Source organism: Serinicoccus hydrothermalis, assembly GCF_001685415.1.
Classification (GTDB): Bacteria; Actinomycetota; Actinomycetes; order Actinomycetales; family Dermatophilaceae; genus Ornithinicoccus; species Ornithinicoccus hydrothermalis.
In genome coordinates this window covers 2,576,475-2,595,872 of sequence record NZ_CP014989.1, presented here as the reverse complement: position 1 = coordinate 2,595,872, position 19,398 = coordinate 2,576,475, and the positions used below count along the sequence as shown (strand labels likewise).

The 19,398-nt window shown below is 72.9% G+C and carries 19 protein-coding genes; 9 read left to right on the top strand and 10 right to left on the bottom strand.

Annotation, left to right across the window (positions count from 1 at the left end):
* Nucleotides 1-2 precede the first annotated feature (2 nt).
* Nucleotides 3-935 carry an NADP-dependent oxidoreductase gene (locus SGUI_RS12060; RefSeq protein WP_066643356.1) on the bottom strand — a complete coding sequence of 311 codons (933 nt, stop codon included), beginning with the start codon at nt 933-935 and terminating at the stop codon, nt 3-5.
* Nucleotides 936-1,098: 163 nt separating this feature from the next.
* On the opposite strand from SGUI_RS12060, the gene SGUI_RS12055 reads away from it, so the two are divergent.
* Genes SGUI_RS12055 through leuE form a run of 3 tightly spaced genes read left to right on the top strand, consistent with a single transcriptional unit; the run spans nt 1,099 to nt 2,458 of the window.
* A complete protein-coding gene (locus SGUI_RS12055; protein WP_066640628.1) occupies nt 1,099-1,362 on the top strand; it encodes a hypothetical protein in 264 nt (87 codons plus the stop codon).
* Nucleotides 1,359-1,751 carry a type II toxin-antitoxin system VapC family toxin gene (locus SGUI_RS12050; protein WP_066640625.1) on the top strand — a complete coding sequence of 131 codons (393 nt, stop codon included), beginning with the start codon at nt 1,359-1,361 and terminating at the stop codon, nt 1,749-1,751. The genes SGUI_RS12055 and SGUI_RS12050 overlap by 4 nt, the downstream gene beginning before the upstream one ends.
* Nucleotides 1,752-1,807: 56 nt before the next feature.
* Entirely contained in the window at nt 1,808-2,458 is a 651-nt protein-coding gene (gene leuE, locus SGUI_RS12045; RefSeq protein ID WP_066640622.1) for a leucine efflux protein LeuE, read from the top strand.
* Nucleotides 2,459-2,494: 36 nt separating this feature from the next.
* On the opposite strand, the gene SGUI_RS12040 is transcribed toward leuE, so the two are convergent.
* Nucleotides 2,495-2,989 (bottom strand): Lrp/AsnC family transcriptional regulator, encoded by a 495-nt coding sequence (locus SGUI_RS12040; RefSeq protein ID WP_066640619.1) that lies wholly within the window; start codon nt 2,987-2,989, stop codon nt 2,495-2,497.
* Between the two features lie 109 nt (nt 2,990-3,098).
* Here SGUI_RS12040 and pdhA point away from each other — a divergent pair, with 109 nt between their 5' ends.
* The 3 genes from pdhA to SGUI_RS12025 are packed head-to-tail and all read left to right on the top strand — an operon-like array spanning nt 3,099 to nt 6,645.
* Nucleotides 3,099-4,238 (top strand): pyruvate dehydrogenase (acetyl-transferring) E1 component subunit alpha, encoded by a 1,140-nt coding sequence (gene pdhA / locus SGUI_RS12035; RefSeq protein WP_066640616.1) that lies wholly within the window; start codon nt 3,099-3,101, stop codon nt 4,236-4,238.
* The gene (locus tag SGUI_RS12030) at nt 4,238-5,263 is read left to right on the top strand and encodes an alpha-ketoacid dehydrogenase subunit beta (protein ID WP_066640613.1); all 1,026 of its coding nucleotides are present in this window, start codon (nt 4,238-4,240) and stop codon (nt 5,261-5,263) included. The genes pdhA and SGUI_RS12030 overlap by 1 nt, the downstream gene beginning before the upstream one ends.
* Entirely contained in the window at nt 5,260-6,645 is a 1,386-nt protein-coding gene (locus SGUI_RS12025; RefSeq protein ID WP_066640603.1) for a dihydrolipoamide acetyltransferase family protein, read from the top strand. Before SGUI_RS12030 ends, SGUI_RS12025 begins: the two co-directional genes overlap by 4 nt.
* 36 nt (nt 6,646-6,681) lie before the next feature.
* Here SGUI_RS12025 and SGUI_RS12020 read toward each other — a convergent pair whose 3' ends face one another.
* Entirely contained in the window at nt 6,682-8,544 is a 1,863-nt protein-coding gene (locus SGUI_RS12020; protein ID WP_066640601.1) for a cell wall-binding repeat-containing protein, read from the bottom strand.
* A 40-nt stretch (nt 8,545-8,584) separates the two neighbouring features.
* Here SGUI_RS12020 and SGUI_RS12015 point away from each other — a divergent pair, with 40 nt between their 5' ends.
* Nucleotides 8,585-9,517: an aminoglycoside phosphotransferase family protein gene (locus SGUI_RS12015; RefSeq protein ID WP_066640599.1), complete on the top strand. Its 933-nt coding sequence runs from the start codon at nt 8,585-8,587 to the stop codon at nt 9,515-9,517.
* A 211-nt stretch (nt 9,518-9,728) separates the two neighbouring features.
* Here the strand turns inward: SGUI_RS12015 and SGUI_RS12010 are convergent, their stop codons facing one another.
* The 7 genes from SGUI_RS12010 to SGUI_RS11980 all read right to left on the bottom strand — a co-directional run bounded on the left by SGUI_RS12010 (nt 9,729) and on the right by SGUI_RS11980 (nt 17,227).
* A complete protein-coding gene (locus tag SGUI_RS12010; protein ID WP_083190664.1) occupies nt 9,729-10,706 on the bottom strand; it encodes an electron transfer flavoprotein subunit alpha/FixB family protein in 978 nt (325 codons plus the stop codon).
* On the bottom strand, nt 10,703-11,473 hold the full coding sequence (locus tag SGUI_RS12005) for an electron transfer flavoprotein subunit beta/FixA family protein (RefSeq protein WP_066640597.1): 771 nt from the start codon (nt 11,471-11,473) through the stop codon (nt 10,703-10,705). The genes SGUI_RS12010 and SGUI_RS12005 overlap by 4 nt, the downstream gene beginning before the upstream one ends.
* Nucleotides 11,470-14,055 (bottom strand): GcvT family protein, encoded by a 2,586-nt coding sequence (locus SGUI_RS12000; RefSeq protein WP_066640595.1) that lies wholly within the window; start codon nt 14,053-14,055, stop codon nt 11,470-11,472. The genes SGUI_RS12005 and SGUI_RS12000 overlap by 4 nt, the downstream gene beginning before the upstream one ends.
* Nucleotides 14,056-14,231: 176 nt before the next feature.
* Nucleotides 14,232-15,488, bottom strand: a complete 1,257-nt coding sequence (locus tag SGUI_RS11995; protein WP_066643352.1) for an RNA polymerase sigma factor — start codon at nt 15,486-15,488, stop codon at nt 14,232-14,234.
* Nucleotides 15,472-15,864: a YciI family protein gene (locus SGUI_RS11990; protein ID WP_066640592.1), complete on the bottom strand. Its 393-nt coding sequence runs from the start codon at nt 15,862-15,864 to the stop codon at nt 15,472-15,474. Before SGUI_RS11990 ends, SGUI_RS11995 begins: the two co-directional genes overlap by 17 nt.
* 97 nt (nt 15,865-15,961) lie before the next feature.
* On the bottom strand, nt 15,962-16,330 hold the full coding sequence (locus SGUI_RS11985; RefSeq protein WP_083190662.1) for a nuclear transport factor 2 family protein: 369 nt from the start codon (nt 16,328-16,330) through the stop codon (nt 15,962-15,964).
* 54 nt (nt 16,331-16,384) lie between these two features.
* On the bottom strand, nt 16,385-17,227 hold the full coding sequence (locus SGUI_RS11980) for a helix-turn-helix domain-containing protein (protein WP_066640590.1): 843 nt from the start codon (nt 17,225-17,227) through the stop codon (nt 16,385-16,387).
* 51 nt (nt 17,228-17,278) lie between these two features.
* Here SGUI_RS11980 and SGUI_RS11975 point away from each other — a divergent pair, with 51 nt between their 5' ends.
* Nucleotides 17,279-17,845: a TIGR03086 family metal-binding protein gene (locus tag SGUI_RS11975; RefSeq protein WP_066640589.1), complete on the top strand. Its 567-nt coding sequence runs from the start codon at nt 17,279-17,281 to the stop codon at nt 17,843-17,845.
* Between the two features lie 158 nt (nt 17,846-18,003).
* Nucleotides 18,004-19,371, top strand: a complete 1,368-nt coding sequence (locus tag SGUI_RS11970; RefSeq protein WP_083190660.1) for an aminomethyl transferase family protein — start codon at nt 18,004-18,006, stop codon at nt 19,369-19,371.
* Nucleotides 19,372-19,398: the final 27 nt, after the last annotated feature.

Here is a 19,398-nt window from a genome sequence, read left to right as displayed (position 1 = left end):
CCTCAGATGCGCACGGCGATCTTGCCGCCCGGGCTGCCCTCCTGGGACAGACGGTGCGCGTCGGCGATCTGGTCGAGGTCGAAGGTGGCAGCCACGGTGACCCGCAGCTCGCCGCGGTCCACGAGCTCGGCGAGCGCGTCGAGGTGCGCGCGCTCGGGACGGACGAAGACGTAGCGCCCCCCGATCTGGCCCATCTGCTCGGCATCGATGACCGAGGCGACCCGGGCGGTGTCCTTGACCTGCGCCGAGACGTCCGCCATCGCGTCGCCGCCGACGAGGTCGAGGACGGCGTCCACAGGTCCGCCGACGGTGCCGAGCTGCTCGCCGACCGGCCCGGCTCCGTGGTCGAGGACGTGGGTCGCCCCGAGCTCGCGCACGAGGTCGTGGTGGGCCGGCGAGGCGGTGCCGATGACCTCGGCGCCCAGGGAGCGGGCGATCTGGACGGCGAACTGGCCGACACCGCCGGACGCCGCGTGCACGAGCACGCGGTCCCCCTCGCCCACGGCCAGGGCCTCGGTCAGCGCCTGGTATGCCGTGAGACCGGCGAGCGGCACCGAGGCCGCCTCCTCGAAGCTCAGTCCGGCGGGCTTGAGCGAGACGGTGCGCTCGGGGGCGGGAACGAGCTCTGCGGCCGTCCCGGCGTGGACGTCGTCGCGGCGGACGTAGCCCCATACCTCGTCCCCGACCTGCAGCCCGGTGCGCACGGCCGGCCCCACGGCCTCGACGACACCGGCGACGTCCCAGCCCGGGACGATCGGCAGGTGGTGGGGGAAGGCGCCCTGCAGGTAGCCCTCCCGGACCTTCCAGTCCACCGGGTTGACGCTGGTCGCGCGGGCCCGCACGAGGACCGTGTCGGGGCCGACCGGCGGGTCGGGCAGCTCACCGACGGTGAGGACCTCGGGGCCGCCGTAGGTGTCGTAGCTGGCTGCGCGCATGACCATCTCCTCCGTGAGGTGTGGGGTCGAGGTGCCCGAATCGGGCCTGGGCAGGTCAACGTCCGAGGAGCCGGACTATTCCTCGTGCCGCCAGGCCTGCGCCTTGGGACTACGACCCTCGCCAGCAGGTGACCCACTTATAGGAAAGTGGTACACTATGCGAATGCCGACGACGCGCCCACGACACCAGGTCACCGAGACCCCCGAGGTCGCGCGAGCGCTCGACCTCGCCGCCCGTCGCTGGCCCGACGAGCCGCGCTCCCGACTCCTCGTCCGACTGGTGACGGCAGGCGGCCTGACCCTCGCCGAGGGCCACGACGAGGAGACAGGGCGACGGCTCGCGGCGATCGGTGACACGGCGGGGAAGTACGCCGATGCCTTCGCCGACGGCTACCTGAGCGACCTGCGCGACGACTGGCCGGCATGATCACGCTCGACGCCAGCCTGGTGATCGCCCATCTCGAGCCCAGCGAGCAGCACCACCTCGCCGTCTCCACCTTTCTCCGGGACCACGCCCACGAGCCCTTCCTCATGCATTCCCTGACCGTGACCGAGGTGCTGGTGGGTGCCGTGGCGACGGGTCGCGGTCAGGAGCTGCTCGATGACCTGCGCGCGATCGGTGTCCAGGTCGCGGACCGGGACGACGGCGAGCCGCTGCGGCTCGCGACACTGCGCTCGACGACAGGGCTGAAGTTGCCGGACTGCTGCGCCCTGCACACCGCGCTGCAGTCCGGGTCGATGCTCGGCACTCTGGACCTGCGTCTGGCGTCCGTGGCCCGGGCTCGGCACCTCAGGGTGGGGCCGCTTCCTGGATAGGCCACCTGCCCGAACAGAGACTTCCCCCTCGAGCCACCCCCGCCTACCCTGGTCCTGTGCTCCTGGGGATCCCTGACTACGGGACGTTTTTCGTCGCCGCGCTGCTCATCGTCCTGCTGCCCGGGCCGAACTCCATGTTCGTGGTCTCCGAGGCGGCCCGCAACGGGGTCCGCCGCGGCTGGGCCGCCGCCCTGGGTGTCTTCGTGGGCGACTCGGTGCTCATGGGGCTCACCTTCCTCGGCGCCGCCTCGCTGCTGCAGGGCAACCCCGTGGTCTTCAGCGTCGTGAAGTACCTCGGCGCGGCCTACCTCGCCTGGATCGGCTTCCGCCTGGTGCGGGCCGGCATCGCCGCCTTCGGCCAGCAGCAGCCCGCGACGGCGGAGGAGACGGTGGCCCCGCCCCGGCGCGGCGGCTCCTTCCTCACGGCGCTGGTGCTGAGCCTGCTCAACCCCAAGGCCATCCTGTTCTTCGTCGCCTTCTTCGTGCAGTTCCTCCGCCCGGACTCGGCCCGGCCACTGCTCGACTTCCTCGTGCTCGCGACGACGATGCAGGTATTGAGCATGATCTACCTCGGTCTGCTCATCGTGGGCGGCACCGCGCTCGCCCGCGGTTTCAGCCGGCACCGCCGCACCTCGGGCGGCCTGACCGGGCTCGTCGGCACGGTCTTCGTCGGCTTCGGCGTCAAGCTCGCCGCCGCCTCGCTCTGAGCCCTGCCCGGGAAGTGACCACGGTGGGGGCGGCGGTCAGCGCTCCCACTCCTCGAAGATCAGCCAGGTCCGGGTGGCGCGGACCCCCGGCACCCCCTGGATCCGCCCGAGCACGACGTCGCGCAGCTCGTGGTTGTCGCGTGCCCGCACCTCCACGAGCATGTCGAACTCCGCCCCCACGAGCGCCACCCGCTCCACCCCCGGCAGCACCTCGAGGGCGTCGAGCACCTCCCGCCAGCTCCCCTGCTCGATCGAGACCGACACGTAGGCCGCGGTCGCCAGGCCGAGCTTGTCGGGGTCGACCTGCGCGGCATACCCGGTGATCACCTTGTCCCGGTGCAACCGCTCCAGCCGGGTGTATGCCGTCGCCCGGCTGATGTGGACCCGTTCGGCGAGCGCGCGCACGGACAGCCGGCCGTCCCGACGCAGCTCGGCGACGATCGCGCGGTCGGTGTCGTCCAGGTCCGCCGCCACCTGTCCGGCCGGCCGCGCACCGCCGGGCCGGTCACCGGACGATCGGTCCTCAGACATACCTCGATCGTGCCATATGTCTGGACTCAGGCGCAGGAGTGGTCCGCCTGTGCACCCACGCGGGAAGATGGGCGACAGACGTCCAACCGTGAGACCCGAGGACTCGACGATGAGTGAGATCACCGACCTGCTTCCCTGCCCCGAGCCGGTGCAGCTGATCGCCGCCGACGGCACCGCCGTGGAGCCGAGCGAGCAGGCCCGCGAGCGCGGCTACGCGATGCCCAACCCCGAGGACCTCCTCGCGGTCTGGCGCGCCATGGTCGTCGGCCGCCGCTTCGACACGCAGGCCACCGCGCTGACGAAGCAGGGGCGCCTCGCGGTCTACCCGAGCTCGCGCGGCCAGGACGCCTGCCAGGTCGCGCCGGTGCTCGCGCTGGCCGAGGGGGACTGGCTCTTCCCCACCTACCGCGACTCGATGTCCTTGGTCACCCACGGCATCGACCCGATGGAGGTGCTGACGCTCCTGCGCGGCGACTGGCACTGCGGCTACGACCCGCAGGCCACCCGCACCGCCCCGCAGTGCACGCCGCTCGCCACCCAGGCGGTGCACGCCGCCGGCGCCGCCCACGGCCTGGCCCGCCGCGGCACCGACGCGCTGGCGCTCTGCCTCATCGGCGACGGCGCCACGAGCGAGGGCGACTTCCACGAGGGCCTCAACTTCGCCGCCGTCTTCGAGGCCCCCGCGGTCTTCCTCGTGCAGAACAACAAGTACGCCATCTCCGTCCCGCTCGCGAAGCAGACCAAGGCGCCCGCCCTCGCCTACAAGGGGGTCGGCTACGGCGTGCGCAGCGAGCAGGTCGACGGCAACGACCCGGCCGCGGTGCTCGCGGTCATGCGCGAGGCGTATGCCCACGCCCGCGCCGGCCACGGCCCGGTGCTCGTCGAGGCGCACACCTACCGCATGGAGGCGCACACCAACGCCGACGACGCCACCCGCTACCGCACCAAGGACGAGGTCGACGGGTGGACCGGGCAGGACCCGATCGTCCGGCTCCAGGCATACCTCGTGGAGCAGGGGCACCTCGACGACGCGCGGATCGAGGAGGTCCGCGCCGAGGCCGAGGCCATGGCCGCCGACCTGCGGACGCGCATGAACGCCGAGAGCATCGTGGAGCCGCTGGAGCTCTTCGACCACGTGTATGCCGAGCCCACGCCGCAGCTGCGCGAGCAGCGCGAGCTGGTGCGCGCCGAGCTGGCGGGCACCGCGACGGCGGCGCACGGAAGCAACGACGAGAAGGACGCGCAGTGATGTCGACGAGCAAGATCACCTACGCCAAGGCGCTCAACACCGCGCTGCGCGACGCGCTGACCGAGGACGACGACGTGCTCGTCATGGGCGAGGACGTCGGCGCGCTCGGCGGCGTCTTCCGCATCACCGACGGGCTGACCAGGGATTTCGGCGAGGACCGGTGCATCGACACCCCGCTCGCCGAGGCCGGGATCGCCGGCTTCGCCGTCGGGCTGGCGATGCAGGGCTTCCGCCCGGTCGTCGAGATGCAGTTCGACGCCTTCGGCTACCCCGCCTTCGAGCAGGTCACCTCGCACATCGCCAAGATGCGCAACCGGACCCGCGGCGCGCTGCCGATGCCGCTGGTCATCCGGATCCCGTATGCCGGGGGCATCGGCGGCGTCGAGCACCACTGCGACTCCTCCGAGGGCTACTACGTCCACACCCCGGGGCTGCACGTCGTCACCCCCGCGACGCCGGCCGACGCCTACTCGCTGCTGCGCGAGTCCATCGCCTCCGACGACCCGGTCGTCTTCATGGAGCCGAAGAGCCAGTACTACACCAAGGCCGACCTCGAGCTGCCCACGAGCACCGAGCCGATCGGGCAGGCCGCGGTGCGGCGCGAGGGGGCCGACGTCACGCTCATCACCTACGGACCGCAGCTGCCGTCCGCGCTCAAAGCGGCCGAGGTCGCCGCGGCCGAGGAGGACTGGGACGTCGAGGTGATCGACCTGCGCTCGCTCGTGCCCTTCGACGACGCCACCGTCGAGGCCTCGGTGCGCAAGACCGGCCGGGCCGTCGTGCTCGCCGAGGCGCAGAGCTTCGCGGGGATGGGCGCCGAGATCGCCGCCCGCGTGCAGGAACGCTGCTTCCACTCCCTGGCCGCGCCGGTGCTGCGGGTCAGCGGGCTGGACATCCCCTACCCGCCGCCCAAGCTGGAGCACACGCACCTGCCCGGGGTGGACCGCATCCTCGACACCATCGCCCGGCTGCAGTGGGACGACGAGCCGGACCACACGCATACCCCGGCGGAGGTGTCGGCATGACGCAGGTCTTCCGGCTGCCCGACCTGGGCGAGGGGCTGACCGAGGCCGAGATCGTCGAGTGGCACGTGGCCGCGGGTGACGAGGTCGTCGTCGACCAGGAGGTCGTCACCGTCGAGACGGCCAAGGCCGCGGTGTCCGTGCCGTGCCCGTATGCCGGCACCGTCGCGCAGGTGCACGCCGAGGCCGGCCAGGTGCTGCCCGTCGGCGAGCCGCTCATCACCATCGGCGGCGACGTCGTCGCCGGACCCGGTGTGGCGGTGACGGACGGCACGGCGGGTGCCGGGGGCGAGCAGTACCGCGAGGAGGAGCGCGCCGGGGCCGAGCTGCCCGAGGACGAGCCCGAGCGGCCGCTCATCGGCTACGGCGCGGGCGAGGAGCCCGCCCGGCGCTCCCGCCCGGGCGGCCGCCGCCGTCGCGCGACGGCCTCGGCACGACCGGACACCCCTTCCGTCCGCGCCGGATCGGACACACCAGTGGCCGTGCGCGTGATCTCCCCGCTGGTCCGCCGGCTCGCCGCCGACGAGGGCGTCGACGTCGCGGACGTGCCCCCCGGCCCGACCGGCGTGGTCCGCAAGGCCGACCTCACGGCATACCTCGCCTCCGCGGGCGACCGAACGCCCGATGTGTCGCGGCAGAAGGGGCGGACGGAAGGCCTGTCCGGTCGGGAGGAGGGCAGGTCGGCAGGCGGCGAGGAGCGGCGCATCCCGATCCAGGGTGTGCAGCGGCTCATGGTGGAGCGGCTCTCGACCTCGCGCCGCGAGATCCCCGACGCCACGACCTGGGTCGACGTCGACGCCACCCGGCTCATGAAGGCCAAGGACGCGCTCAAGGCGGCCCGGCCCGACGCGGGCATCGGCGTGCTGCCGCTGCTGGCCCGGATCACCGTGGCCGGGCTGCGAGCCTACCCCGCCCTCAACTCCTCGGTCGACACCGAGGCCGGCGAGATCGTCCACCACGGCGCGGTCAACCTCGGCTTCGCGGCGCAGAGCCCGCGCGGGCTCGTGGTGCCGGTCGTGCACGGTGCCGACGCGATGACGACCACCGAGCTGGCCGCCGTGCTGCGCGAGCTCACGGTCCGCGCCCGGGACGGCAAGCTCTCCCCCGCCGAGCTGACCGGAGGCACGTTCACGCTCAACAACTACGGGGTCTTCGGTGTCGACGGCTCCACGCCGATCATCAACCACCCCGAGGCCGCGATGCTGGGCGTCGGCCGGATCGTCGACAAGCCGTGGGCGCACCGGGGCAAGGTGAAGCTGCGCAAGGTGACGCAGCTGTCCTTCACCTTCGACCACCGCGTGTGTGACGGCGGGACGGCGGGCGGGTTCCTGCGCCTCGTCGCCGACTGCGTGGAGCAGCCGGCGGCCCTGCTCGCCGACCTCTGAGGCCGGGGGCTGGTCGTCCCGGCCGAGCCCCGACCCTCAGGAGGCGAGCCGCAGCAACGCCCGCCGCACGTCCTCGCCGACCACGCCGGCTCCCCCGGTGAGCACGACCCGCTCCGGCGCGAGCCGTTGCAACGCCTGGCTGGTCGCCGCCGGCACCCGATCCGCCTCGGTGAGCAGCACGGCCCCGTCCGCCGCGGCCGCGACCGGCGCCGCGGCGAGGGCGTCGGCGAAGGACAGTCCCGAGCCCACGTGCAGCACCTCCTGCGCGCCGTCGGCGAGCAGTGCCGCCGTGGCATACCGGTCCGACCCGCCGACGCGTCCCACATCGGGAGCGAGCCGCCGCAGGTCCTCGAGGACGTCCCCCGAGATGGCAGCCTCGCCGCCGACGACGACCACCCGCTCCGGGTCGAGCGCGTCCAGCGCGTACTCGGTGGCCACCGGCACCTCGTCGTGGCGCACGAGCAGGATCGGCGCCGACGCCTGACCGGCCTGCGCGGCAGCGGCGAGCGCGTCCGGGAAGGCCTCGCCGGTCGCGACGTAGACCACCTCGCCGCGCACGACCGGCGCCACCTCCGCGAGCGCCGCGGCCGTCTCGTAGCGGCCGCTCCCGGCGACCCGCTCCGCCGGCGCCAGCTCGGCGACCTCCTCGAGAACGCTCTGCGGCACGGCCTCCTCGCCACCGACGACGAGCACCTGGGAGGGCTCGAGCTCGAGGAGGGCCTCGCGGGTCACCGACGGCAGCGACGCCCCACGGGTCAGCAGCACGACCTCGTCCTGGGCGCCCGCCTTGGCCGCCGCGGCGAGCGCGTCCGGGAAGTCGGCGCCGCTGGTGAGGAAGACCCGGCCACCGGGCGCGGCGTCGCGCGCGAGCAGCGCGGCGGTGGCATACCGGTCCGCGCCCCCGACCCGGTCCACCGAGGGACGGTATGCCGCGATCCCGGCCTCGTGCAGCCGCTGGTGGAGGGGGTCGGTCAGGGTGGCGGTGTAGGAGGGGACGAGGTGCGAGCCGCTGCCGTAGAGCTGGGCGCGCCCGACGACGGCGGGGCACCGGGGATCGAGGTGGGTGCTGGGGCATACCCAGTCGCGGAGGTCGACGAAGGAGGCCCCGTGCACCTGGGCCGCGGCCTCGCGCATCGAGGGGTTGCCGCTGTGCTGGTCCAGCAGCCAGACCGCGCACGAGCTCAGGCTCTCGCCCTCCTCGATCGCCTGGGCGACGCAGGCGGCGGGGTTGCCGCCGGTGGGACCGGGCGAGTCCCAGAGCGCCACGACCTCCTCGACACCCAGCCCGCGCAGCCAGGTCCAGGTGCGCGTGTAGCCGTCGGCGACGTCCTGGCGCATCCCCCCGGTGATGACGAGGTCCGGCGGGTGCTCCGCCAGGTGCTCGCGCAGGTCGGCCTTGTAGGCGTCGCACTCGGGGTAGGTCGGCTCCGGCTCGTCGGTGAAGGAGCAGGCGAGCTTGGTGTACATCCGCAGCCGCCAGCCCTCGCGCAGCGCGATCTCCTCGAGCGCCGGGAAGTACTGCCCGACCTTCGAGGACCCGAGGACCGCCACCTCGACCTCGCTGTCGACGTCGCCGTAGACGCAGCCCGGCAGCACCGTGGTGCCGCTGCGGAAGACGTGGCAGCCGTCCGCGTAGTAGGACGGCGTCATCTGCGTGACGTTGGTGATCGGCGGGCTCGTCGGGACCACCGGCCCGCTGCGCGTGACGTCCTCGAGGTCCGCGTGGGGCTCGCTCCAGCCGTCCTCCCGCAGGGCGCGGGCGCCGAGGTCGTCCTCGTCGCCGGTCAGCGCGCTCGCAGGTCCCCCGGCCAGCAGCAGCGCCCCGGCCAGCAGCGTCGCCGCCGTCGCGCGCAGGCGCGCGAGCGGGCGCGGTCGAGCGCGGCGGGCGGGGAGAGGCACACCCGGGAGTCTAAGGTGCGGCGTCTGGCACGATCGAGGCGTGGAGCAGTCGGAGGTGGTGGCGCTCGCCCGTGCCCGACCCTGGGCCGACCAGGACTGGGCCGCTCCCCTCCTCGACGCCTTCCCCGACGTGCTGGCCCGCACCGTGGACCGGTGGGGCCTGGTCATCGAGCAGGCGCACCTCGACGGGGTCGGGCTGCCGGTGTTGGAGGTGCGGCGGGGCGACCTGCCCGCCGCCGTGAAGTTCGACGACGCCGGCACCGACCTCGGCCAGCAGGTGCGGGTGATGGCCGCCGCCGACGGGCGCGGCTACTGCCGGGTGCTCGACCACGCCGAGGAGATCGGCTCGGCGCTCCTCGAACGGCTCGGGCCCTCCCTCGCCCGCACCGTCCCCGACGGCCTCGCGCAGGTCGAGGTCCTCGTCGGGCTGCTGGAGCCCGCCTGGGAGCTGCCGCTGTCGGTCGCGCACGACGAGCAGCTCGGCGAGAAGGCCAGCCAGCTGCTCGCCATCGTCGAGACCGAGGTCGCCGAGGGCGGGTGGGTGGACGGGCATACCCGCGCCTTCGACCACGCCGCCACCCTCGCGCGCGACCTGGTCGCCGATCCTTCGACCGACCGGGTCGTCGTGCACGGCGACGCGCACAGCCTCAACGTGCTGCAGCGGCCGGGCTCGGGGTACGCCTTCATCGACCCCGACGGCTTCCTCTGCGAGCGGGAGTACGACGCCGGCGTGGCGCTGCGCGACCTCATGGCCGAGCTGGAGGCGCTGGCGCGGACCGAGCCCGCGGCGGCTGTGCGGGCCTGGCACCGGGCTCAGGTGGACCGGGTCGGCGCGCGGCTGCGGCTGGAGGCGGACCGGGTGGACGCCTGGGCCTTCGTCGAGCGGGTCTGCACCGGGGTATGGCTGCACCGGCTCGGCTACCTCGACGAGGGCGAGCGCTGGCTGGGCTCCGCCGACCTGCTCGCCCCCTGACGGGCGGGGACCCCGACCGCCGGGGCCCTCACCGCGGGAGCCCGGGCCTGTCGCCTCCGGCACCCGCGCCGCCCGAATTCGACCTCTGCTTTGCTCGCCATGGCGACGATTCGAGTAGTCGAAAACGTGCGAGACCCCGGGCTGCCCGAATTCGACCTCTGGTTTGTTCGCCATGGCGACGATTCGAGATGTCGAAAACGTGCGGGAGGGGTCAGCCGAGCTCCTCGAGCACGGCGGGGATGATCTCGTGCATGTCGCCGATGACGGCATACCGGGCCTTGGTCACCATGGGGGCCTCGGCGTCGGTGTTGACCGCGATGATCGTCCGGCTCGAGCTGCAACCCGCCCAGTGCTGGATGGCGCCGCTGATGCCGCACGCGAGGTAGAGGTCCGGCGAGATCCGGCTGCCGGTCTGCCCCACCTGCTCGTGGTGCGGACGCCAGCCGAGGCTCGTGACGACCCGGGACACCCCGACCGCCCCGCCGAGCCGGCTGGCGAGCTGCTCGACGTCGGCGAACTGGTCGGCACCGCCCACGCCGCGGCCGGCACCGACGACGACGTCCGCGCCGGTCAGCGCGGAGGTGTCGCCACCCTCGCGCTCCTCGACCCGCACCACCTGGGCGGCGAGGTCGGAGTCGCCGATCTGCGCCTCGACCCGCTCGACGCGCGCCTCGCCCGGCTCCCCCGCCGGCTCCGGCGCGACGGCGTGGCCGGCGACCGAGGCGACCGCGAGGCCACCACCGCCACCCAGCGCGACCCGCTCCAGCACGGCACCACCGACGACCTGGCGCTCCACCTCCAGCGGCTCGTCCTGCACGACGGCGACGACGTTGCACGGCATCGGCACGCCGCGCGCGGCCGCGACGTGGGCCAGCACCTCGTTGCCTCGCGGGGTCCCGCCCGCCACGAGGTATGCCGCACCGCCGGTCTCCGCGGCCGTCTCCACGACCTGGGCCCAGGCGCGGGCGGCATACCGCTCCAGCCGTGCGTCGTCGGTGACGTGGACGGTGCCCACGCCGTGCTCACGGCACTGGGCGAGCGCCGCCTCGTCGGGGTCACCGACGGAGCCGACGAAGACGGCGTCGACACCCTCCCCCGGCAGCTGGCGCGCGAAGGTCAGGGTCTCCTGCGAGACGACCGACAGCCCGTTCCCGCTCTCGTCCGGCTCCACGACCACCAGCACGCTCATCGCACGACTCCGATCTCCCGCAGCACGGCGACCAGGCGCGGCGCGGCGGCCGGCCCCTCGCCGAGCATCTCGACGTTGCTCTCCGGCGGCGGCAGGACCCGCAGGCCGAGCCGTCCCGATCCCTGCGGCGCGGCGCCGGGCTCGACCACCTCGACCTGCGCCTTCTTGGCCTTCATCCGGCCGCTGATGTTGGGGTAGCGCGGCTCGACGCCGCCCTCGAGGACGGTGAGCACGGCCGGCACCGGGAGGTCGTAGATCTCGGTCCCCGCCGGGGTCCCGACGCGCACCTCCAGCCGGTCGCCGCTCGCCATCACCTCCTGCGCCCCCGCCACGACGGGCCGGTCCAGCAGGTGGGCGAGCCGGATCCCGACCTGGTGGTCCCCGGTGTCCGCGGCGTCGTTGCCGAGCAGGACGACGCCGTAGCCCTCGCCGCCCGCCTCACGGCCGCGGACCACCTCGGCGATCGCGCCCGCCACGTCGGCCGGGCCGTAGTCGTCGGCCGTGGCGTCGATCCGCACCGCGTCGTTCGCGCCGACGGCGAGCGCCGAGCGCAGCTGCTCGACGCTGTCCTCGTCGCCGAGCGTCAGCACCGTGACCGAGCCGCCCGTGTCACCGGCGATCCCGGCCGCGATCTCGACCGCGCACTCCTCGTGCGCGCTCATCGTCCACCCGGCATACCGCCCGTCGACGCCGCCGCCGTCGGCGGTGAGGACGACCTCGCCGGAGGTGTCGGGCACCCGCTTGACGCAGACCAGCACGTCGGTCATCCGGCCACCCCCACCGGCTCCTGCGCGACGGCACCGCCGGCGGCCTCCGGCTCGAGCTCGTCGTAGCGGTTCTTGACCCGCAGGTTGTCCGGGTCGAGCAGCGGCGTCGCGTCGACGCTCGCCACGGTGACGGGGTAGAGCTCCTCCATGTAGGACACCGCCAGCCCGGTCCCGACGACCGCCTGCTCGGGGGGCAGGAAGGCCATGAGCACGTGCCTGCCCAGGCTCGGCGCCGAGGCCGCGGAGGTGACGTAGGGGTGGTGGCCGTGGCCGTCGGTGAGCTGCTCGCCCTCGCGGGTGAGGATCGGCTCGCCGCCGAGCATGTAGCGCTTCACCCCGCTCGCGGAGGTGTGGTCGTCGACGGTCAGCGCGCACAGCACGGCCTGGGGCTCCTCCTGCGCCTGCGCCGTGACCGCCTCCTTGCCGATGAAGTCGGCGTCCTTGATCTTGGCGCGCTGCATGCCGGTCTCGGCGAGGGTCCGCTCGGAGTCGAGCTCGGCGCCGTAGGCGCGGTAGCCCTTCTCGATCCGGCCGGTCGCGGTGTAGACCCCGATCCCGACGGGCACGACGCCGTGCTCGCGGCCCGCCTCGATGAGCCGGTCCCAGAGCGCCGCACCGGTCTCGATCGGGGCATACAGCTCGAAGCCGAACTCGCCGACGTAGGAGATGCGCGAGGCGAGGACGGACAGCTCGCCGACCTCGATGAGCCGGCAGGTGCCGAACGTGAACGTCTCGGGCGAGAGGTCGTCGTCGGTGAGCTTCGCGAGGACGTCGCCGGCGCGCGGACCCCAGACCCCGATCGTCGTGTATGCCGAGGTCAGGTCGACCAGCGAGGCCCCGTCCGGCAGGTGGTCGGCGAACCACTTGGCGTCGACCATGCCGTGCGCGCCGCCGGTGACGACGCGGAAGCGGTCGTGCGCGAGCCGCATGACGGTGAGGTCGGAGCGGAAGCCGCCCTGCTCGTCGAGCACGGGCGTGTAGACGACCCGCCCGATCGCGACGTCGGCCTGGGCGACGATGATCCGCTGCACCGCGTCCAGCGCGGCGGGCCCGACGATGTCGAACATCGCGAAGGCGCTGAGGTCCACGATCCCGCCGCGGGCGCGCATCGCGAGGTGCTCGGCGTTGATGATCGGTGACCACCAGCGCGAGTCCCACTCGTTCTCGCGCGGCATCACCGCGTCGCCGAACTCCTCGAGCAGCGGCTCGTTGGAGGCATACCACTGCGGGCGCTCCCAGCCCACGGCCTCGAAGAACTCGGCGCCGAGCGCCTTCTGGCTCTCGTGCATCGGCGACTTCCGCACCGGGCGCGAGCTGGCCCACTGCTCGCCCGGGTGGACGATGCCGTAGGTCTTGTTGAAGGCCTCGCTGGTGCGGGCGCGGATGTGGGCGCGGGTGCGCTGGTGGGGGTAGAAGCGCGCGATGTCGCTGTGGCCCAGGTCGATCTCGGGTATGCCGTGGGTCATCCACTCGGCGACCGCGCGCCCGACGCCCGGACCCTCCTTGATCCACACCGCGGCGCAGCTCCACAGGCCCGTGACCTCGGGCGTCTCGCCGAGGACGGGCGCGCCGTCCGGGGTGAGCGAGAGCAGGCCGTTGATGGCATACCGGATCTCGGCGCGCTCGTCGCCGAGCAGCTCGGGCATGAGCTCGAGCGCCTGCTCCAGCTGGGGGTCGAAGTCGTCCTCGGTGAAGGGCATCTCGGTCGGGGACAGCTTGGCCTGGGCGATGGAGGGGATCTCGTCCGGCTCGTGCAGGATCGCGCGGTGGGCGTAGGAGCCGACCTCCATGTCCGAGCCGTGCTGGCGCTCGTAGCAGAAGGTGTCCATGTCGCGGATGATGGGGAAGCTGATCTCGCCGGGCTTGTCGGCGAGCTGCTCGCAGGGGCCGACGGAGATCATCTGGTGCACCGCCGGTGTGAGCGGGATGTGCGCGCCGGCCATGCGCGCCAGCCGCGGGCTCCAGACGCCGCAGGCGATGACGACGACGGGGGCCTCGATCTCGCCCTTGTCGGTCTGCACCGCGCAGATCCGTCCGTCGGTGACCGTCATGCCGGTGACCTCGACGTTGGGGACGGTCGTGAGGACGCCCTTGTCCTGAGCCTTCTCCCGCATGATCGTGCCCGCGCGCAGCGAGTCGACGACGCCGACGCTCGGGGTGTAGAAGCCGCCGACGACGACGGAGGGGTCGAGGAACGGCACCATCTCGGCGATCTCCTCGGGGGTGACGAGCCGCGACTCGATGCCCCACGCCCTGGCCGAGCTCATGCGCCGCCGCAGCTCCTCCATCCGCTCCTCGGTGCGGGCGACCTCGATGCCGCCGGAGGTGGTGAGCACTCCCATCTCCTCGTACTGCCGCATCGAGTCCAGGGTCAGGTCTGTGATCTCGCGGCTGTGGTCCACGGGGAAGATGAAGTTGGACGCGTGCCCGGTCGACCCTCCTGGGTTGGGCAGCGGGCCCTTGTCGATCTGGACGATGTCGGTCCACCCGAGCTCGGCCAGGTGGTGGACCAGCGAGTTGCCGACGATGCCGGCCCCGATGACCAGGACGTCGCAGCGGGCAGGGAGGGATGTGGTGCTCATGCTCACCCTTCGTTGGTGCGTAATATGCAACGCGGCGCGTATGGTGCAATAAGTCTCATCCGTCTCAGCAAGGGTGTCAAGCGTTCGCGCCGCCCGGCGTGCACTTTCACCGGCGACCTGCGGGTATGCCCTCGCGCACCCCTGTCGTGCACGCCGGTGGGTGCGGGACGCCCCCTCTACCCCGGCTCCCGGACGAGCCGGTGCAGGTAGCGCTGCTCCGGGACACTGCACGTGAGCCGTGCCGCGGTCGCGAAGGCCTCTCTCGCCCCCTGCTCATCGCCCAGTCGCCGCAGCAGGTGGCCCCGGACCGCGTACGGCCGGTGCCACCGCTCGTCCTGGATCCGGCCCAGGACCTCCAGGCCCGCTGCCGCCCCCTCGACCTCGGCGGTGGCACCCGCCAGCGCCAGGGTGGTGGCGGGCGCCGGCGCCACCCGGTCGAGCATGCGGTAGAGGACGAGGATCTGCGGCCAGTCGGTCTCCTGCGGACAGGCGGCCTCGGCATGGACGGCAGCCACGGCCGCCTGCAGCTGGAACGGCCCAACCTCCCCGGCGGGCAGGCACTCCTCGAGGAGCCGCACACCCTCGGCGATGAGTGCGCAGTCCCAGCGCGTGCGGTCCTGCTGCTCCAGCGGCACGAGGTCGCCGGCGTGGTCGGCACGGGCGGCAGCTCGGGCGTGGGTGAGCAGCAGCAGGGCGAGCAGGCCGCTGCTCTCCGGGTCGTCGGGATCGGCGGCGCGCAGGACCCGCGCCAGCCGGATCGCTTCGTCGGCGAACGCCTCGTCCACCACCGTGTCCCCTGACGATCGCTGATGGCCCTCGGTGAAGATCACCGACACCACGTGGCGGACGGCGGCCAGGCGCTCGGCCAGCTCCTCCGTGTCGGGGCTCCCGAACCGCGCACCGTCACCGGCCAGCGTGGCGCGGGCGCGGCTGATCCGCTGCGCCATGGTCGCCTCGGGGACGAGGAAGCCGGCGGCGATCTCACGGGTGGTCAACCCACCGACGGCGCGCAGGGTGAGCGCGACCCGCGAGGACGGGGAGATCGCCGGGTGGCAGCACCGCAGCATGAGCTCGAGCGTGTCGTCGGCGACCGCTGTGGGCTCGTGCTCGGACGGCGGGTCGGGCCGGCTCGCCCCGCCGTGCAGGGCGCGCTCCTGCTGCTCGACCACCTCCTCGCGCCGCCGTCGGGCCTCGTCGGCACGGACCTGGTCGATGAGACGACGCGAGGCGACCCGCACGAGCCAGGCCCGCGGGCTCTGCGGCATACCCTCGCGCGGCCACTGCTCCGCCGCGGCGAGCAACGCCTGTTGCACGGCGTCCTCACAGTCGGCCGGATCGCCGTGCCGGCGCGCGAGAGCGGCGAGCACGTGCCGCCGCTCCGCGCGCCAGACCTGCTCGTAGGTCTTCGCGTCAGGATCAGTCGGCGTCGCCACCACCACCCATGGCCGGCCGCAGCTCCACCGTCTCCCCGGGTCCGCTGAACGCCGTGGCCACCTCCTCGGCGCGTTCCTGGCTCTCGACGTCGATGAGGAAGAAGCCGGCCAGGTGCTCCTTGCCCTCGGCATACGGTCCGTCGGTGATCACCCGCTCACCATCCGCCCAGCGGAACAGCCGCGAGGTGGCCGGGTCGCCCAGCGCCTCACCCCCGAGCAGCTCGCCCCGCTCGCTGAGCTGCCTGAGCATCGCGTCGAAGTCGGCGTTGCCGCGGTCCCGCTCCTCCTGCGTCTGGTCCTGGTACGCCGGGAGATAGTCGCTGGTGGGGTGGCCCCAGGGCTGGGGGTTGGACTGGATGAGGATGACGTACTTCATGGTGCTCCTTCTCGTCGTGGCACCGGCGGATGCCGACGCTCACCCTGGACGTCGGGGCGCTATCCCGCTTCTCGACATCGACGGGCCGATCCGCTTCTCACGAGGGCCGGGTGCCCTCGGGGGCGACGCCGTCGAGGTCGGCCCAGACCTCGGTCATCTCCTGGATCACCCCCTCGGCCACGGTCACGAACATCGCCACCTCGAAGTGGGCCGTCCGCCCCTCGACCACACCGGTGACGTGCGCCCGGCACGCCGCGCGGCCCCCGTCCGCGACGAGGTCCTCGAGCTCCATCCGCTCGAACCCGGGGTAGTCCGCGTTGAGCCGGACCCAGGCGTCCCGGTCGAAGGTCTCGTCGGTATGCACGAGGCGGCTGGTGAAGCCCGGCGCCAGCAGGTCGGGCAGGTCCTCCCACCGGTGGCCATCGATCGTCTCGACCAGCCGGGGGACCACTTCTTCGGCATCCATGACCCGACGCTACGCCTCGGGTCCGACACAGGTGAGCGTTCATCGCCGACGCCCTCAGCGCACCAGTTGGTCCCTCGCGAACTCGCCCGGGGTCAACCCGGTGACGGCCCGGAAGTCGCGGGTGAAGTGGGCCTGGTCGGCATACCCGAGCCGGATCGAGAGGTCCGCGAGAGCCCCGGGTCCGACCCCGGCCTTGAGCGCGACGACCGCGTCGTGCAGCCGCCGCCGTTGGATGAGCCACTTGGGGCTGAGGCCGACGCGCTGCTCGACGAGCCGCTGCAGCGCCCGCTCCCCCAGCCCCGCCCTCCGTGCGAGCTCGTCGACCCGCGTCACCTCCGGGTGGTCCCGCACCCAGGCCACGAGGTCGTTGACGAGGAGGCCGGCGTCGTCGACGGGCAGGTATGCCGTCAGCCACCGCTCGGTCGCCACGACGGCGTCAGTGTGCGCGCGCGGCGAACCGGGGTCGTCCGCCATCGCACGACGGATCTGCGCCACGAGCGCGTCCGCGTCCGTCCCCGGCAGCTGCCCCAGGTCGAGGTGCGTGTCGGTCACGGACGCGACCGAGCGGCCCAGGACCAGCCGCCCGGCGGCCGGGGTGAGCATCGTCCCGACAGCCCAGCCGTCGCCCTCGAGCGTCACCGACGACCGGCCGCGGACGACGCCGTAGAAGCGGGCATACGTGTTGCTGACGACGACGAGGCAGACCGGGTGCTGCAGCGTGCTCTGCGTCGACGGCTCGGGCAGCGACCACACCGGGATCCAGTAGCGCTCCACCAGGTCGCGCAGGTGGGGCGAGGGCATGTAGCGATGGATCGGTGGCGAGGGCCGGCTGACGCCCGTCAGGTGCGCACGGTCGACCGGGTCGGGGAGGCGCGCGCGACCCTCCTCGGCTGGCATGTGTCGGATTATGACAAGAGGCGGCACCCACGGTCGCGCCATCGTGGCTGCATGAACCACACAGCACAGAGTTTCGCCGACCGCGCCGCACAGTTCACCCTCGTCGTCCGCGGCGTGGAGGGCCGCTGGGACGCCTCCTCGCCGTGCGCGGGGTGGAGCGCGCGCGACGTCGTGGCCCACGTCATCGAGACGCAGCGCGACTTCCTCGGGCAGCAGGGATTCGATCTCGGGCTGGCGCCCGACCTCGGCGACCCCGGACGGGCATGGGCCGAGCACGCAGAGCAGGCCTGCGACATCCTCCTGCAGGACGGAGTCGCAGAGCGGGAGTACGACGGCTACTTCGGTCCGACGACCCTCGGAGCCACGATGGCCGACTTCTACGGCTGGGATCTCGTCATCCACGCCTCCGACGTCGCCCGCGCCACGGGTCAGCCGTGGTCGGTGGACGAGGAGCAGGCCGCGGCCTTGACCGCCACGGCCGACGGCTGGGGGGAGGCGCTCTACAGCGCGGGGATCTGCGCCCCGCCGCTCGAGGTCTCCGACGACGCCTCCCCGACCGATCGGCTGCTCGCCCGCCTCGGCCGCGACCCGGACTGGTCCTCCGAGCAGCAGTCCTGAGCGCCGGACCGGACCACACCCGCGACACGCCGTGTTGCGTATGACGAAGACCATTGCATCAGGCGAGACGCGCGGTGTAGCGTCCGAAGCACGCTGGAAACCAGCCCACCGTTCGGCCGGTCACAGGATCGGCCCCGCACGACAGGAGGGCGACGCCCATGGCGGCAACCCCGATCTCCACCCAGACCCAGGACCAGTCGGCGGGGGCCACGGCCCCGGACACGGCCCCCACCAACCACAACCACCCGACGGTGCAGCAGGGGCGCTCCGTCCCCGTCAACCTGCGCCAGACCGGGCCCACCCCGGTCGAGCTGCTCATCTCGACCCGCATCCGCAAGTCGCCCTACTGGCACCTCTCGGTCGAGGCCGGCGTCTGGCGCGCCGAGGTCTACAACCGGGTCTACCACCCGCGCGGCTACCTCTCCATGGAGGAGGGCGGGCCGCTGGCCGAGCACAAGTCCGTCGTCAACGACGTCACCCTGTGGAACGTCGCCGTGGAGCGGCAGATCCAGGTCAAGGGCCCGGACGCGGAGGACTTCGTCAACTACGTCATCACCCGCCAGGCCAAGACCATCACCCCGATGCACGCGCGCTACGTCATCCTGTGCAACGAGGCGGGCGGGATCCTCAACGACCCGGTGCTCCTGCGGATCAGCGAGGACGAGTTCTGGTTCAGCCTGTCCGACTCGAGCCTGATGTTCTGGCTCCAGGGGGTCAACATCAGCAAGGGGTATGACGTCACCATCGACGAGATCGACGTCTGCCCGGTGCAGATCCAGGGCCCGAAGTCCGAGGCGCTCATGCGCGACCTCATCGGTCCGGTGGTCTCCGAGATCCCCAACTACGGACTCGCCGCGGCGGAGGTCGCGGGGCTGCCGGTCATCGTCTCCCAGACCGGCTTCACCGGGGAGAAGGGCTACGAGATCTACCTCTACGACGCGACGCTGCACGCCGAGGAGATGTGGAACGCCGTCCTCGAGGCCGGCGAGGCGCACAACCTGCGCGTCATCGCCCCTGCGCACCCGCGCCGGGTGCAGGCCGGGATCCTCTCCTGGGGCCAGGACATGGACTCCGAGACCTCGCCGCTGCAGACCAACCTGGCCTACCAGGTGCCGCGCCTCAAGGAGGAGGACTACATCGGCAAGGCCGCGCTCGAGGCGCAGCGGGAGCAGCTCGAGGCCGGCTCGCCGCCGTTCGAGCTCATGCTCGTCGGGCTGCGGCTCGGCGGGAAGCCGATCACCGACTACGCCCCGGACTTCTGGCTGGTCAGCACGGCGGACTCGGACGACCCGGTCGGCTACCTCACCTCGCCGTGGTACTCCCCCGAGCTCGAGACCAACATCGCCCTGGGCTACGTCCCGTGGGGGATGAGCGGGGTCGGGACGCAGGTGCGGGTGTGGCTGCCGGAGCAGTATGCCGACACCCCCGGTGAGCCGGTCGACGCGACGATCGTCGACGTGCCGTTCCGTCCCTCGGTCAACCCGAACACCCGCGAGGTGCTCAAGGAGGGCCAGCAGTCCTTCTGAGCCGGCCGCTCGCCGAGACGTCACCGG